Annotated in this window: 5 protein-coding genes and 4 pseudogenes; 3 read left to right on the top strand and 6 right to left on the bottom strand. The window is 47.4% G+C overall.

The features are described from left to right. Positions 1–163: 163 nt before the first annotated feature. The 3 genes and pseudogenes from BWI96_RS20140 to BWI96_RS20130 all read right to left on the bottom strand — a co-directional run bounded on the left by BWI96_RS20140 (position 164) and on the right by BWI96_RS20130 (position 4,705). On the bottom strand, positions 164–1,018 hold the full coding sequence (locus tag BWI96_RS20140; RefSeq protein ID WP_106638309.1) for a sialate O-acetylesterase: 855 nt from the start codon (positions 1,016–1,018) through the stop codon (positions 164–166). Positions 1,019–1,371: 353 nt separating this feature from the next. Further along, positions 1,372–2,927, bottom strand: a pseudogene (locus BWI96_RS20135) (glycoside hydrolase 43 family protein). A 105-nt stretch (positions 2,928–3,032) separates the two neighbouring features. Further along, positions 3,033–4,705 (bottom strand): annotated as a pseudogene (locus tag BWI96_RS20130) (glycoside hydrolase family 43 protein). 424 nt (positions 4,706–5,129) lie between these two features. Between BWI96_RS20130 and BWI96_RS22650 the strand changes: the two are divergent. The 3 genes and pseudogenes from BWI96_RS22650 to BWI96_RS20120 form a co-directional block, all read left to right on the top strand. Continuing rightward, positions 5,130–5,888, top strand: a pseudogene (locus BWI96_RS22650) (TonB-dependent receptor plug domain-containing protein); the annotation flags it as partial. A 107-nt stretch (positions 5,889–5,995) separates the two neighbouring features. Beyond that, positions 5,996–8,233, top strand: a complete 2,238-nt coding sequence (locus BWI96_RS22045) for a SusC/RagA family TonB-linked outer membrane protein (RefSeq protein WP_369804239.1) — start codon at positions 5,996–5,998, stop codon at positions 8,231–8,233. 82 nt (positions 8,234–8,315) lie between these two features. Beyond that, positions 8,316–9,869, top strand: coding sequence for a RagB/SusD family nutrient uptake outer membrane protein (locus BWI96_RS20120; RefSeq protein ID WP_106638308.1), 1,554 nt, complete (start codon positions 8,316–8,318; stop codon positions 9,867–9,869). A gap of 281 nt (positions 9,870–10,150) precedes the next feature. Here the strand turns inward: BWI96_RS20120 and BWI96_RS20115 are convergent, their stop codons facing one another. The 3 genes and pseudogenes from BWI96_RS20115 to BWI96_RS20105 form a co-directional block, all read right to left on the bottom strand. Beyond that, positions 10,151–14,317, bottom strand: coding sequence for a hybrid sensor histidine kinase/response regulator transcription factor (locus BWI96_RS20115; protein WP_232793833.1), 4,167 nt, complete (start codon positions 14,315–14,317; stop codon positions 10,151–10,153). 338 nt (positions 14,318–14,655) lie between these two features. Continuing rightward, positions 14,656–17,116, bottom strand: a pseudogene (locus tag BWI96_RS20110) (glycoside hydrolase N-terminal domain-containing protein). A gap of 117 nt (positions 17,117–17,233) precedes the next feature. Continuing rightward, positions 17,234–17,716, bottom strand: a complete 483-nt coding sequence (locus BWI96_RS20105) for a hypothetical protein (protein ID WP_198555325.1) — start codon at positions 17,714–17,716, stop codon at positions 17,234–17,236. Positions 17,717–17,807: the final 91 nt, after the last annotated feature.

Below are 17,807 nucleotides of genomic sequence, written 5' to 3'. Positions count from 1 at the left end.
CAATGCGGTGGCTGGAGCAGTATGAAGTCAACGATGGGCGGCCGGCATGCGATGCCCGGCATGGAATACATACGGACTGAATAACCAGTCAAGCATGAGGGACGCCATACCTATTCTCCATAAACTCCTTACTGCCAAATATTTATACAAAACAACAACGTCATTATTCCCTCACCCCATACCCCTGCAACGACAGCATCTGCACGGCGTACCGCTTGCCTAATTGTCGGATGCTTTCGGAGGTAAAGTGAAGTTTATCCGGAACCGCCGGAAGGCCCGCCGATGAGATTACGTAGGCATTCGGAATCGTTTGGGGCAGCGTCGCGATGATCGCGTTCATGCTGGCACATTTTCCACCCTGATCTTGATTGACCACTTCACCCGCCAGTAAGGGGATGGAATTCGGGGCCAATCCCAAATCCACCAGCAGATTATCATAAAGTTTCTGAATCTTCGCTGGCCAGGCTTTATCGCCTGTGTTGGATTCCCCCTGATGAATCAGAATGCCTTTAATTACGCCGACTTTTTGAGCCTGCCGGGCCAGTTCCACCAAACGTTCGTAGGGGTTCCCTCCATAAGCCTTCGCCATGTTGATCATCCACGGTCTTTCCGCGGCTGAAGAGTCCAGATAAGCCTGATACTCAGCTTTATCAAAAATTTCAATCTTGCTTCCTGCTACCGCCACGGGTACTACGCCTACTCGGATGGTTTCGGGCAAATGAGCAACCATCGTGCGACCAAAATAATCGGCAGGGGAAAGTCGGGTATTACACCGAAACAAAGGCGGTTTAGCCGGATACCATTGGCCCTGACTCCGTCCTAGCTGAGGACAATCCAATGCTGCCAATACCTGAAACCGGGCATTTACGGTCGTATCCCGAGCTTCAATGGCAGCAGGACCTTCCATATTTGACTGCCCCAGACAGAGGTAAATGTGAAAGTTAGGGTCCTGAGCAACCGTATGCTCACGGCAGAACAGTACTAACATTACGGCCCAAATGATACCGATCTTTTTCATAGCAAGTAGTAAAGGCTTAGAGCTCCATCCAAAGCATGGTTATAGAGACTGACCGTTTAAATCCAATAGGGCGGCCTTGCGTTGGCTTTCCCTCCGTTTGCAGGAACAGACGGGTTATTTTCATTTCACCGCCCTACTCTTTCTGTCATCCAGAGCGAAGTGAAGGCTCTTCCTAAGCCTGCGGATTGCTCTGGATTAGTAACTTATCCCAGTTCTATGCAAGTTCTATCACTACGTTCGAGATGACAAACAGCTTCATTCGTTGAAACCCCGGTGGTCATCCAGAGCAATGCACTTGCTTGCTCTCTGTCTGATTAAACCAATTCCTGTTCTTTGATCCACCTAATCTGAATTTAGGGCTGAGTAATGGTATCGCTAATATGGAAATAATCGAAATCAGCGTAGCCACCCGTTTGTTGCGTCGCGTAATTGAACAGGCCAAACCGATACCCCATAAAATGCGGAATGGTATAGGGCATTTTTAGCGATTCCCCGATACGTGTCCAGCTTTTGTTGTCAAGGCTGTAGAAGAAGTGAGCCGTATCCTTCCGATCCCGGAAATTGCATTCGGCTTTCAGATACACTACCTTCTGATTCAGGGGAATAGCTTGCAGCTCTACGGGTTTTCCATCTTTCATTTTAACCATTACTACGGAAGGCTTCCCCTGCGTAACTTTCACACCGACCAGCCCATAATCCTTTTGTAACAATCCTAAACCCGCAAAATCACCATCTTTCATCTGTGATACATCCAGAGCAGTGCTTCCCGACGATTCCGGCCCGATGGTCCGTTGGGTGAGGGTATTACGTGCCTGAGTAAAGGAAGTATCGATTCTTCCGGTTTTCAGTCGTAAAAACCCTTTGCGTTCGCTGAACGACCAGAGCTTCGGTTCGGGGTTATGATTCCACTGCCAAACCAGCGGCAAGGTCGGTTCTCCTTTTTTGCGGCTGAATTCATCGGAGGCGACAATACCCGGAATCAGTCCTTTGCTCGCGGGCAAGGCCAGCTTTTCGGGCACTTTACCATTTTCTCCCAATACAGGCCAGCCGTTTTCCCAGGTAACCGGAACTAAATACGGAATCCGGCCTACGCCACCAAAATCCCGGAACAGATAGGCATACCAGTTCCATCGGGCGTATCGATCAGGCCACCCTGAGCTACGCCTAAATCATGCAGGCAGACTTTTCCTTCCCACGGACCCGTAATTTTATCCGCCCGGTGAATCACAACCGTACGCATGCTCCCCTTAGGCCAGGTGATGTTAAACAGGTAATATTTTCCATTCACCTTAAATAACTGGGACCCTTCGGCGGGTAATCCACCTTCGGTACCCGAAGGCGTGCTGGCATTTTCGATGATAACCTGTTCGGTAGTACCCGGCTTTACCCCCGACAAATCGGAAGAGAGTTCGATCAGCTTGAGTTTACCCCCACCGTAAATCATGTAGACCCGACCGTCATCGTCGAAAAACAGGCTATGATCGTGATACGCTGGTTTGAACGAAACCTCTTTCCAGGGGCCTTTTTCAATGTTTTGGGTGGAATAGATATAGGTTTTACCCGTTGTCTGAGCAAATGTGGTAACGTAATAAGTACCCTTGTGATATCGTAGGCTACTAGCCCAGGAACCTCGTCCGTAAGTGCTCTTACCATTGTTCAAATTCAGTTCATCCACTTCACCCAATCGGTCATACGCATAACCTACCAAATGCCAGTTAATTAAATCCTTGGATTTCATCAAGGGCAAACCCGGACTCATGTGCATGGTGGTGCTACTCATGTAATACGTATCCCCTACCCGAATCATGGAAAGATCCGGCACATCAGCGAAGATGACCGGATTCTGGGCCTGGGCGAACAAAAGCCTACCTGAACAAAGCAAACACAGCAAAATAAAGCTTCTTCGCATGTTTATCTGATAAAGATTAAATGTTGAAAGAACGCATCTAAACTGCTTTGGGAATAGAGGATCGCTTGGGTGAGGTAACCTATTCCCAAAGCAGTTTAGTTACCCTTACTTATACATCGGGTCCTTGCCTTCGTACTTCAAATAACGGAAAGAAGCGGTATTAGTACTACTTTCGCCCGAAGAAGTGGCGTACATGCCATACACACAACCGATGAATCCACCCGCTACTTTGGTACTCAGAAACTTACCATCCACTTTATCTTTCAGCATTTGCCAGTTTTTGCCATCCGTTGTATACGAGAAGCTATACGAATCGCCCTGCGAAGAAATGCGAAGGGTTACCTTGTCAGCCGTGGTGTTCAGGGGTGCTTCCGTTACTAATTCCATCGATTTTTCACGGGGTACACTCTTGAAAAGCTGGATGACTGGTTTCCCATCTTTCTGGCCTTTACTCAGGAAATAAAAATGATGTTCATCCTGAAGAATCACCAGCCCCGCTTTTTCATGTTCCGCTTTCGGACTAAAGCTCAGTTCGGTTTCTGCCGTACTATATAGGTGTTGCTGACGTTTACCCACAAAAGAAGGATTCCCCATTTCCATACAGGTTTCTGGCTTTAGTTTCAGGGTTAATCCCTGCTTTTTGGAAAGCGTATACGAGCTGGGATCTACCGTCCGCATGAACAGCAGGGAAGGGTCCAGTTGTTTTTCGAAGGTCATCGTATAGCCGAAGTTACCCGACTGGGGTAACATATCTTTCGGCTTGTTTTCTGCGTAGTTCACCGGATAGGAATACTGAATTTCCTTATGGTTAGGGTTGATGATCGGCCAGTCTTCCTTCCATTCTACCGGAGCATGAAGGTTTCACGACCCGTGTTGTAGAAATCGCCTTCGTAGGGCCGAACAGCCAGAAAGATCGAATACGTTTTTCCATCGGGGCCTTCCACAAACTGAGCGTGACCCGCCGAGGTAACGGGGTCTTTCCGGTCTTCGGGTAAGCCTTTCTGCGTCAGAATGGGGTTGTGTTCGTAAGGTACGTAAGGGCCCCAAACCGATTTACTTCGGAAAACTACTTCGGAGTGATTCACCGAAGTGCCCCCTTCGGCTGCGTAGAGGTAATACCAGTTGTTTCGCTTCAGGATATGCGGTCCTTCGATCCACACGGGCTTTTTACTGATATCCACCCCGCCGTTTACCAGTTGCTTTTCTTCACCTACTACTTTCAGATTCTGATAATCAAACTCATACATCCGAATGGTTCGGTGACCGGAGTACTGAGGTTTGTTATCGGGAGCATCGCTGTTATAGAGAATATAAGCTTTGTCGTTGTCATCGAAATACAGCGAAGGGTCAATTCCCCGAACCTGAGGAATACGAACCGGATTACTCCAGGGGCCTGCCGGATTTTTCGCCGTTACCACAAAGTTACCATCGTGGTCAATGTCCGTACAGGTTACATAATACGTGCCTTTGTGATAGCTGATCGCCGGGGCAAACAGGCCACGCGTTAACCGTTCCCCCATGAAATCCATTTGCGAGGGGCGGTCAATGACATTGCCGATCTGCTTCCAGTTTTTCAAATCCTTGCTGTGAAAAACCGGAATGCCAGGAAAGTAGGAAAACGTAGAATTAATGAGGTAATAATCTTTGTCTACCTGAACAATACTCGGATCGGGATAGAAGCCCGACAAAATCGGATTTACTAAAGTTGTCTTCTGTGCTATTCCCACATTCAGGCCCCAAAGGCAGAGAAAAAGAACTGACAAAATAGGTTGTCTCATGTTTCTGTAAAATCGCTACGATGATGTGATAGAGGTTGCTCGTCGGGGTAACTTTTCCGTCAAGCTTGGTACTGGTCTTTTCTTCGTTTTAACGTAGAAGTCAGCGGACTCAAATGTAGAAGTAACCCAAGAAAGGCTAGGATAGAAATCTTTAAAAAATCAGAAAAAATGTTTAATTAGTTAAACATAAGCCCTCGTTAAGTCATATTATTTACATTATTTCTATATTTTTTTACATTTCTACTACCGTCCGGTTATTCTCTCCCTCTAGTTTTGTTCAACCATTTTATCAGCCCAACACCCACATAACTTCCAGTGTATTGTTCAGAAAGGGAGAGCCTTTGCGGACCTCAACCTACCGCTTAGCGATCCCTACCTGACTTCTATTCCTAATCAATTACTTCACAAAATTTCAACCAATGCTATGGGTAAATCTGTAACATTTAGAGAACATCCAGTCCGATGGATGATGTTTCCGCCAATGGTTTGTTTGCTGTTACAAATGCATCCGTCCCGTGCAGCAACCGACTATTTACGTCATGCTTCGATACCTGATAAAGCGATAGCCGGGCCTAGAGTCTGGATGGATCGGGTGATTACCGGAACGGTTAAAGACGAGCAGGGACAAGTGATTCCGGGCGTAAGTCTAGCCATCAAAGGCTCTACCCTGGGAACGGTTAGTAACGAACAGGGACAATTCCGATTAACCATTCCTGATGATAATACAACGCTGGTCATCACGCACGTGGGTTATGCCAGTCAGGAAATCGTGGTAGGTACCCGGTCTTCCGTTGACGTAGTTCTTAAAAATGATCAGCGAGTGCTGAGTGAAGTAGTCGTAGTAGGTTACGGTACTCAACGTCGGGGAGCCATTACCGGAGCAGTATCTTCTGTTACCTCCAAAGCCCTTAATGAATTACCCGTGGCAGGAATTGATCAGGCCATGCAGGGACGGGTAGCGGGTTTAAACGTCACCAATAACGGATCGCCGGGCAGTGCTCCCATTGTGACCATTCGCGGTATTAGCTCCATCAGCTTTGCCTCTGATCCGCTGTACGTAGTCGATGGATTCCCCACTGCTATTTCAAACATCGATCCCCGCGACATTCAATCAGCTGAAGTACTGAAAGACGCCAGCTCCGCCGCAATTTACGGTTCCCGAGCTACCAATGGTGTGATTATCATTACTACCAAAAAAGGTGCACTGCAAGATCGTCCGAGGGTTTCATTTGATGCTTATTTCGGGGTTCAAAGTCCAACTCGTGAGTTTAATCTTCTGAATACGCAGCAATATTTACAGTACGAAAGAGCTCTGAACGGAGCCAACAGTTCACTACCCCCCGGCTGGAATCGGCTAACTTCAATCTACCGGTTTACGAAGGCACTTCCCAGACGTTTGCCCAGACCAACACCAACTGGCAACGGGAATATTTCAGAAGAAATCAACCCCTTCAGCAGTACAATGTCTCTTTAAGTGGCGGTAATGGCGTTTCGCGTTTTTATACCGGAGCGGGCTATTTCGATCAGCAAGGCATTGCCCAGGGTCTTAATTTCAAGCGTCTGAACTATCGCCTGAACTCGGAACATACCTTAAGTAAGGTCTTTACCTTCGGTGAAAACCTCTACATCAGCCAATCCAAACAACGATTCGACGTTTCTCAGGGCAACCGTACGCCCATTGTGAACGTCATTCGCATGCAGCCTTACTTACCTGTCTATAATCCCAACAATCTGGGTGGTTTTATGGGTCCCCAAAACAGTTTTGATGCTTCCGATCCAGTCAATCCGGTTGAACGGGCGTTTCTCGTAGAAAACATCAATAACACAACCCGTATCTTGGGCACCGCGTACTTGAAAGTAACGATAGCTCCCTGGTTGAAATTCACCTCCACCTATGGTCTGGATTATTCGAATGTAGCCATCGAGAACTACACGCCCATTCACAACGACGGCGGAACGTCCATTGCCGCCACGGCTTCCATTCAGAATCAGCGACTGCTGACCAATACACAACTGTTTACCCAGCAGTTAACCTTCGAAAAATCATTCGAAGGCCATAACCTGGGGGCCACATTTGTGTACGAAACACAGGGACAGAACGTGCGGAATGAAACGGCCAGCGGTACTCAGAGCACGAACGTGGTAAGAACGCTGAACGGAGCGAACAACGTAACGGCTAACAGCATTTATGAAACCAACTTCATTCGCTCGATGGTGGGTCGGATCACGTATGATTTCAATGAACGCTATCTGCTGGCCGCCTCGCTTCGCCGGGATGGTCTCTCCGTTTTTGCTCCCGGTAATAAGTTCGAGAACTTTCCCGCCGTTTCCGCAGGCTGGCGAATTGATCGGGAAAACTTCATGAAAGACGTAAACTCTATTTCTGAACTGAAACTCAGAGGAGGGTATGGGATCACGGGTATTAACGGGGTGCTGCTGGGGAATTACCCCTACCTACAGCCCATCCAGCGGAATCAGTCTACCTATCCCTTCAACGGCACCGTTATCAATGGAAATGGCTCTTTTTATAACGGGCTGAGCAATCCGAATCTGGCCTGGGAGAAAACCAAACAGGCAAACATCGGTTTGGACATGGGCTTTCTGGAAAACCGCTTAACCTTCGTAGCAGAATACTTCCAGCGTAAGACGGACAACCTGATTCTGACGGTTCCTACGCCAACCAGCTTTGGGTTTGGTGGAGCAGGTACACTGGCGAACGTAGCCGGAATGGAGAATAAGGGCTTTGAATTTCAGGCAAGCTATCGCAAAACGCGGGGCGATTTCACCTGGAATGTAACGGGTTTACTGAGCGTGATTCGCAATCAGGTCGTACGCTTAAATAATGAGAATGCCTCTATCACTGCCGGTGGTGATGCTGATTTTGGCGGAGGTGGTCCTTTGACGAATACTGTAGCGGGTAAGCCCGTGCAATCGTTCTATGGATATGTAGTGGAAGGTATTTTCCAGAGTGAAGCCGAAGTAACGGCACACGCCAAGCAAAGTGGAGCCGCTGCCGGAGATCTAAAATTTAAAGACCTGGATGGCAATGGCGTGATTAATGACGATGACCGCACCTTCATTGGAAGTTTCCTGCCGAAGTTTAGTTACTCGCTCAATTACGGAGCTAACTACAAAAACTTTGATTTCACCGTGTTCTTCCAGGGTGTACAGGGAAATAAAATCTTTAATGCGGCCCGGATTATTCGGGAAGGGATGCCTCGCTTATTCAATGCCGACGTGGCCGTGTTGAATGCCTGGACTCCTTCAAACACCAACACGGACATGCCAAGAGCCGTAAACGGAGACCCTAATCAGAACGTGCGGCCCTCCACCCGCTGGATTGAAGACGGCTCTTATTTACGATTTAAAAACGTAATGATTGGCTACAACGCCCCCGAATCCTGGACCAAGCAGACGGGTGTACTGGGCATCAGCAGATTACGCCTCTATGTTTCTGCCCAAAACCTGTTCACCGTTACCAAGTATTCTGGTTTAGACCCAGAGATTGGTTCGAAAATGGTACGCTAACGAATGGCGTGGATTACGGACAATACCCCACTCCCCGATCATTTCAAGCAGGAATCCAGGCCACTTTTTAATACATAATCGTATGAAATTATCCAAGCAAACCATTCGGACGATGTGGGTGATCGCTGTTCTGCCCATCTTCTATTCCTGTAATGATAAAGCGTTGAATACCATTAACGAAAACGTGGTGTCAACTACCGATTACTTTAAAACCAGCGACGAACTTCTGGCGGGTACCAACTCTATTTATGCGACGGTGCGTAATATTTCACTGGTATCTCGGGAATGGTTTTTCCTGCATGACCTTCGCAGCGATGACGCCGCCGCCGGAGGTAGTCAATTGGAGGTGCCCCGTTTTCAGATTCTGAGCGGAAATACAGATCCTACTAATAGCGTGATGAACTCGGTGTGGAATGGTTTATATACCGTGATTCACCGGGCAAACACCGTGATTCAAAATGGGCCTAATGTGACGGATAATACAGCCGTAAGAGACCGCGTGGTGGCAGAAGCCAAGTTTCTAAGGGCCTGGGCTTACTTTGAGTTAGTTACCTTCTGGGGAGCCGTACCTTTGTATACCTCACCCGTGAAAACGCCGGCAGACTACCAGGCCAGAGCAGACGTAAATGCCGTGTATACCCTCATTGTGGAAGATTTACGTCAGGCTGCCACTACGTTACCGAATAAATCTGCCACGGATAAAGGACGGGCCACCAACGGAGCTGCCAATGCCTTGCTGGGTCGGGTGCTGATGCAACGCAATGATTACGCCGGAGCCAAGGAAGCTCTGCTTAAGGTCACTACCTCAGGTGCGTATACCTTAACGGATCGTTACCTGGATAACTTCGAGGAAGAGACTGAATTCAACGCGGAGTCCATATTTGAAGTTGTGTACGTGGATAAAGGGGATAATGACTTTAACTGGGGCGGTAATGATACGCCGAACTCCGCTCAGTCAACCATTCGGAATCAGGAGTATAACCCCGTCGCCTGGCGAAACCTGATTCCATCGGACAAGCTGCTGAATGAGTTTGAAAACACGGCGACCGGAGCTGCCAAGACCGATCCACGGTATAGTTTCAGTTTTTACCAAACTGGCGACCGTTACAACAACGATGCGGATGTGCTGACGGATGCCGATCAAAATGGTAACTCATCCACCGTGAATGGCGTTCGGAAAAAAGTCAGCGTTCGGAAATTCATGATCCTTTACAAAGAGGGAAAAGCCAAGGCAAGTTACCACCCCGGTGGTAATAATCAGCGGATTATCCGTTACGCGGAAGTACTGATTAACCTGGCCGAATGTGAAGCCGAACTGGGAAACCTGACGGCGGCAGTGAATTACCTCAATCAGGTCAGAGCTCGCAAAAGCGTAGCGATGCCTGCGTACCCCACAAGCCAGTATCCAACCAGTACGAAAGCCCAGGTAATCAAGGCGGTTATGCACGAGAAAATGGTTGAACACTCCTTTGAATGCATTCGGAGTATTGACATTCTCCGCTGGCGTCCTAAAGGATACTTCACTCAGGAGCCCTTCGCTTATTTTCGGTCGCAAAGAGACGAATTACTGCCCCTGCCGATTGCGGAGTTAGATAATAACCCACTGGTCAGCGGCAAACAGAATCCTGGTTATTAATCCTATAAAACCCACACCGAAACACTAAGCTTCCTGTAGAGAATTCTACTTTGAGTTTATTCCTTAATCAAAACAAGTGCTGAATGGAAATCCATTCAGCACTTGTTTTTTTATAGCCTATTGTTCGTTTTGGTTTGCTCTTTAACACAATGCTGCCAGCGTGGCCCGGCCAACTTTTTCGCTGGCAGCAATACTAACTCCCAGGGAAAACAGCAGATTGTAACTTGCCTAAGTAACAGAATGCTGCCAGCTTTTTCGCTGGCAGCGGCTGCGTTCGATAATTACTTGCAACATGCAGCATTCGTTATTTTATAAATACCCTCCGCTCTCGTCCGCTCTTTCTGGATGTACTCGGACGGAGTCATGTTAAAGTGAGCTTTGAATACCTTGGTAAAGTAGTTGGGGTTAGCAAAACCTATCTCATAAGCCACCTCGGCAATGTTCATGTCGCTTTTGTTTAAGAGCAAAGCGGCACGTTCAAGCTTAATGGATCGGATGTACTCAACCGGAGTCATACCCGTAAATTCAAGTAATCGGTTATACAGAGAGGCTCGACTCATGGATAAATGACTGCTCAGGGTTTCCACCGATAACTGAGGATTAGACAGATTATCATGAATATACGCCAGCACTTTCTCCAGAAAACGTTCCCGTTCTGGAACAATTTCCGGATTGGGTGAAGTCATCACGACCTGCTTGGTGTACGTATCTTTAAACACCCGGTTGAGGGCAATCAGGCTATTCATTTTTGCCTGTAATACGGCAAAATCAAAGGGCTTGGTGATGTAATCCGTTGCTCCCGACTCCAGACCAGACAAAGGCCCATTTTCTTCAATGGCAGCGGTCAGTAATATGATGGGGATATGCTTGGTTCGCTTGTCGGCTTTCAGTTTTCGGGTTAACTCCAGACCATTCATCTCGGGCATATTTATGTCACAGACGATGATATCAGGGTGATGAAACAGAATTCGTTGCCAAGCCTCCTTCCCATTGGTTGCTTCAAAAAGCCGATAAAACGTTCTTAGGTTTTCTTTGATGTAAAAACGGAAATCTTCATCGTCTTCCACAATCAACACCAAAGGTTGATCCGAATTTTTACCAGAACTCTCCACGACAGGGAAAGGCACTAAGTCCTGATTGACAGGAACCAGGGTCTCGTTGACCACGGCAAGCTCCTGACTTACTTCGCGTTTCAGCCGTAGCCGAAAGGTAAATTTACTGCCCAGTCCTACGGCACTTTCTACAGTGATGTGTCCATCATGCATTTTGACAAATTCCTTGACAATAGAAAGGCCAATGCCCGTTCCCTGATTAAGGATAGCCGGACCAGTATCGTGCTGGAAAAAGCTTTCAAAAATCCGGCTCTGAGCTTCGGCAGGAATGCCAATGCCTGAATCTTTGACGGACACAGCTATACACGCCACTTCAGCGGTAGATTCTTCCAGACACTCTTCAAGGCTTACACGAATAGACCCTTTCTCCGGGGTGAACTTAAACGCATTGGATAACAAATTGAACAGGATTCGCTCGACTTTATTTTCATCGAAATAGAGCGTTGCTTCCTCCATTTCACTGGAAAAAGACAAAATGATATTCTTTCGGATGGCCAGGTCGTTGAAAGAGTTTACCACGTCTTTCAGAAAAGCCACCATCTGGCCCGGCTTCAGGTGAAGTTTCAGTTCCTGCTCTTCCAGTTTCCTGAAATCCAGGAGTTGATTTACTAAATTACTCAGCCTGCGAGCATTCCGATTAATCAGGTTAAGCTGATTGCTGGCACTTTCGTCCATATTCAGTTTTAACAGTTTTTCGGCAGGGCCCGCAATCAGCGAAATGGGTGTTCGGAATTCGTGACTAAGATTTGTCAGGAACTTAATTTTCATACGATCGAACTCCCGCAGGTATTCGGCTTCTTTGCGTTGTTGTTCCAGACGCTGGCTGGCCTGAAGTCTTTCCTGCTGAATGGCAAATTTCTGCTTTAACTGATTAATGCTGCGGCGACGTATTAAAAACAGAATACCGAAGCCTACCAGCACGTAAAATACATAAGCGTAAATGGATTGCCAGAAGGGAGGGGCTACGTTGATCCGAATGGATCTCCCTTCGGTATTCCAAAGCCCATCATTATTCGACGCAATGACCTGAAAGGTGTACTCACCAGGGCTCAGGTTTGTGTAATAGGCACTGTGTTCTTTTCCTGCATCAACCCATTGGTTATCCACTCCTTCCAGCTTGTATCGGTAATGATTGTGTTCGGGAACGGTGAAATTGAGGGCTTCGAAATGAATGGAGAAATTTTGTTTGTAGGCCAGTCGGATTTCGCTGGCCGTCAGTAAAGACTGATCGATAGGTCCTTTAGGAGAAGGGACAACGGCCTGATTATCAATTTTCAGCTCCGTCAGGACCACTTCCGGTATTTGATTATTAATCTTAATATCCGACCGTTTAAAGTGATTAAAGCCACTCTGTCCACCGAAATAAAGCTCTCCGGTAGAAAGCTGTAACCCAGAGCCCAGGACAAAAGCTCCGCCCTGTAAACCATGGTGGTGCGTATAATTTTTAAATCGTTTGTTCAGGGGATTGAAACAGCTCAGACCTTTATTCGTACTGAGCCAAAGTTCGCCGGTTGGGGTTTCGATGATTTTCAGCACTACCCCATTAATCAGGCCGTCGCTTTCTGATAATACCTTAAACTTCTTGCTTTGCGGGGTAAGATAGGCTAACCCATTTCCATTGGTTCCAACCCAGATGGTACCTTTAGAATCTTCTTTGATGGATAGAATATAGTTACTGGGTAAACCGCTGTTCTTTTTTTTGTAAAAGGAAAAGGTTTTGGTTTTGGGATTATACAACGAAATACCGCCGCCAAAGGTACCTGCCCAGATTCGTCCGGATTTATCTTCTTCAAACGCCCGGATGTAGTTATTGGAAGGTTTGGTTATGTCATCGGTATTGTCACTCTGACTAACCAGTTTTTCTATGGTATTTGTTTTGACGTTGAGGATGTTAATTCCCCCACCGTTCGTCCCAATCCAGAGGTTGCCCTGTCGATCTTCTTTCAGACAGAAAATGGCATTACTATTCAGATCTTTTGGTCCGTTTCCCTTTTTGAATTGAGTATAGTGTTGTGTGTCTGGCTGGTAGCAAAATAGTCCGTTCAAATAAGTACCTACCCACAATTGCTGGTTACGATCCATTGCCAAAGCCAGCACGCTTAAGTCATGACTTATGTTTTTGCTGTCATCGGGTAACTGAATTTGTCTGAATAGGTCCTTCTGCGGTATATATTCATGCAGTCCGCCCCCATCAGTTCCCACAAAAACACGGTTTCGGTACTCCGCAAAGGAAGTAACGGTGGACGATTTTAAGCCGAAAGGATCAAAAGCATTGCTTTGTTTTAATTTAAAATGGCTCTGACTCTTGTCATATTGGTTAAGCCCGCCCTGATACGTACCAATCCAGTAAATTCCCTTCTCATCCACCAGAATGGACCGGATGGATCGACTACTCAAACTATGGGGATCGCGGCTGTCAGGGCCATAACTGACGATGTTCTCCGTAGCCAAATCCAGCACGTCCAGGCCTTCGTCCGTTCCCAACCAGAGTTTGCCATTGTCATCGGCGGCCAGGGCGTAAATGGTGTTACTGCTGATCGAATTTTTACCGGGGGAATCATTAAAATTCTTAAACCCACTCCCCTCTGCTTCCAGCTTACTCAAGCCGCCAATGGTGCTTACCCAAATCTGATTACGGCTATCCTGAACAATCGCAGAAATGTAGTTATGCGTTAAACTGTTGGGATTATCGTCCTCATGCGTGTAGTGTCTGATGAGGGTATAGTTTTTGTCATACAACCACAAACCCTGATCCGTTCCTATCCACATTTGATGCTTCCGATCCTGAAAGGTGTAGAGTGACGTCTGCCCTTCAAAATGCTTCATGATTGCCTGATAGGGCTTTTGCACCAGAAGTTTTTTCGTAATCGGATCGATGATATACAAGGCTCCGTAGCTGGTAATCCAGATATTCCCTTTATCATCAGCCGTGATGTGGGTAATAGCGGGCTGTATTTTCTTTTTGTCCCCTACTTCTTCAAACGGAATAATAGAGTCGGAAAGACGGTCATAATAACTAAGCGAACCTCCGTTGGTCCCAATCCATAAATCGCCGTTATTGCTTTCAAAAAGAACCGTAATGTGATTGACCTTTAAACCCTTGTATTTTTCAGCATCATGCCGGTATACTTTGAAATTCGTTCCATCAAAACGATTGAGTCCATCTTCGGTAGCCAACCAGAGGAAACCGAAATGATCCTTGCACAAGCCGTAGATTGTACTGGAGGATAAGCCATCTTTGTTCGAATAACTCTTGAATTCCAAGGGTAATTTCTGGGCTAACACCCCAGCATTATTCAGGATAGCTAGTGTAACTAGAAGGAAAAAACGTATCAAGATTTTCATGCCTACTTGCTGCTAGATAAACACAGGTGTTGAGCTTATCTATGGAATGGAATAGCAGTTTTTCAAGAATAGACTCCTGCTTCTGGGCAATACCCGATCATCAGAGGCACAGGAGCCAAGTATTCTCAAATAAGTCCAAAAGTTAGTCAAATAAATCCATGATCTAAACTTTCAACCCGGCATTCATTCGAGGCACGATTGATCTTTTAAGCAGGAAAACAAAAAGTGATTCATTAGCAAAGCGAAAGTTTCTGGTGAAGTCAGGTTTGCCTGTCCAGAAACTTTCGCTTTGCTCTACCTGATACCCGCGTTTACAATCATACGCTACCTTACTGGCTAACTAGCGTAATCTCTTCACCTTTTCGGGTGGGTATGTCGTACAGGAATGTTGGTTTGAGGGTAAGGCTATTACGTGGGGCCTGGGACGAAACTATTGCCGCTGGAATTTCCTCGGTGTAGTAATAGGGATTGGTGTTAGAGCCCGTCGCCTGTGTTAGGCTTAATCCACCAGCCCCTTTCAATGCCTGGGGCGTTCGAATTCGAAGATTTCCGCCTAGTGTAGACCGAATAACCACTTTCTTTAGTTGACCCTGTTCCCATTCCAGAGCAAGAATTTCAAACCCACCTCTGGCTCGCAGTCCTCCAATGCTGCCTTGAGGCCAGGCATCGGGTAAGGCAGGTAACAAATGAACCGACCCGTCGGCACTTTGCAGCAACATCTCAGTAATACCGGAGGTACAGCCAAAATTTCCGTCAATCTGAAAAGGGGGATGGGCGTCAAATAAATTGGTATAGGTACCTCCTCCTTCTTTGTTAACGCCAAGCGGCGTTAACTGATTCTGAATCAATGCATAGGCATGATTACCGTCCTGTAGTTTGGCCCACCAGTTTACTTTCCAGCCCATGCTCCAGCCCGTAGATACATCGCCCCGGTGCACTAAAGAAGTGCGGGCAGCCCTAAACAGATCAGGGGTACGATACGCTGAGATTTGGCTTGAAGGAAACAACCCGTACAAGTGCGAAACGTGGCGGTGCTTATCTTCGGGATCGTCTACATCGTCGAGCCATTCCTGTAACTGACCGTATTGACCCACGTGCATGGGAGGCAGTTGGCTGCGTTTCTGTTTTAACATTCCCACAAAATCCGCATCTTTTTTCAGGAGTTCAGCGGCTCGTATCGCGGTGCTGAATACGTCAAAAACAATCTGGTTATCCATGGTAGTGCCCGCGTCAATCGACGACCCACCGTGAGCCTGGGGAGCATTTTCGGGCGAAGTTCCCGGAGCCACCACCAGCCAGTGATACTTGGGATGTTCTACCAGAAAATCCGCGTAAAACTGGGCCGCCCCTTTCAGAATGGGATACGCAGAAGCCAGAAATTTCTGGTCGCCACTATAGAGGTAATGCTCCCAGAGGTGCTGACTCAGCCAGGCTCCGCCTGCCGTCCACATGCCCCAGAAGGCCCCGTCTACAGGCCCGTTAATCCGCCAGAGGTCGGTATTATGATGAGCCATCCAGCCACCCGCCCCATACATCACCTTAGCCGTTTCCTGCCCCGTTTCTGCCAGTTCCCGAATCATCCGAAACAAGGGTTCGTGCATTTCGGACAGATTCGTTTTTTCGGCGGGCCAGTAATTCATCTGCGTATTGATGTTGATGGTGTACTTACTGTCCCAGGGCGGCCTCATCCGATGATTCCAGACACCCTGCAAGTTGGCGGGTTGTCCGCCGGGTTGCGAAGACGAAATCAGCAAGTAACGTCCATACTGGTAATACAGCGTAACCAGTTGAGGATCATTCGTAAAGCGAAAGTTCTTGAGCCGTTCGTTTGTAGGCTGGCTGGCGGCATCACTCGTTCCGAGATCAAACGTTACCCGATTAAAAAACTTTTGATAAGTCGCAACGTGTGCTTTACGCAGGGCCGCATACGATTGGGTGAAAGCCTTATTCAGATACGCAGCAGCCCGGGCGTCTGCCTGGCCGCTGAGGTCTTTGTACGTGTTGAAATTGGTAGCAATAGAAAGATAAAGCGTTGCTTCATTCGCTCCCGTTACCGTAAGCGAAGTATCCGTTCGAGCAAGGGTTCCGCCTACGGTTTTAAGCCGGGCCATGCCTTGAAAGTTCACCAGCCCTTTCACGCCTTCATGATCGGAGGTAATCCCGGAAAGGGTTAGTTCCCGGGCAGGAGTGGTGTGACGTTCGGCTTTTGGGTGCGGAGAAGAAAAAGAAGCGGTGAAGGATAGTTTTCCTGGCTTGCTGGCCCTTAGCTGCATCACAATCACCTGATCGGGAAATGAAGCCAGCATTTCTCTCGTGTAGGTCACCTCTCCAACCCGGTAAGACGTTCGGGCAACCGCCTGTTCGATATCCAGTTCCCGGGAATAATCCGTAAAGGAATCGTGGCCGTCGAAGTTAAGGTTTAGATTACCTACGGGCTGAAACATCTGACCATGCGATTTTTGGTTAAACCGACTGGTTCGCCAGTTGCTCGGCTTCCTTTTGTTTTCCGGTCAAAATCAACCGCCGAATTTCTGGTAGGGCCGAGAGGGCGTTAGGATTATCATTCCGATTGGGGCTACCGCTCCAGACGGTATGTTCATTAAGCTGAATCGTTTCCGTACCCACGTTTCCATACACCATCGCCCCCAGTCTGCCGTTCCCGAGGGGTAAGGCATTTTCCCAAACTTTTCCAGAGGGTTCTGTATACCAAAGTTTTAAGGTCGGCTTATGCTGTGAAAAACCAGTGACAGAAATTATTAATAAGAGCAGGCAGAGGTATCGTCGCAGCATAAGCAGAGGCACAGAATCGGATGAATGTGAGGCGAAAGGTAGAACGATTATTGGGTTAAAGAAAGACGCAAACCCGGTTGGCTTCCGCCTTTCTTCAAAAAATAGACTACTTTTTACTTAGCTACGTTCGGTTACGTAAGGAATAATGGTTTGAATCAATCCCTGTTCATCATGCCTAAGCTCCGTTACCTTAATACTTCGCAAATGAGTAACCCCATTGGATAAACTGGAATCGTGATAAAACAGGTACCACTTGTTTTCAAACGCACAGATGGAGTGATGAGAGGTCCATCCCACCACTGGTTCCAGAATTTTTCCAGCGTAGGTAAAAGGGCCATACGGGTTATCGCCAATGGCATAGCAGATTAAATGGGTATCTCCGGTGGAGTAAGAAAAATAGTATTTCCCCTGATACTTGTGTACCCAGCTTGCTTCAAAAAACCGTCTTTCGTTATCACTGGCTACCAGTACCTCTCCTTTTTCATCCACGATACTTATTTCCCTGACTTCTTCCGCAAATTCCAGCATATCGTCCGTTAACCGGGCTACACGCGGCCCCAGAGCTGGTTCATTACCCGTGGGCTCGGTATGGCTTTTCATCGTACGTATTCGCCCGATACGACTGTAACTGTCCCCCCCACAAGCCGCCAAAATACATATAAGCTACGCCGTCATCATCCACAAAAAACCG

Origin of the sequence: Siphonobacter sp. SORGH_AS_0500, from assembly GCF_002838835.1 — a bacterium.
Classification (GTDB): domain Bacteria; phylum Bacteroidota; class Bacteroidia; order Cytophagales; family Spirosomataceae; genus Siphonobacter.
This window is presented reverse-complemented; position numbering and strand designations above follow the sequence as displayed.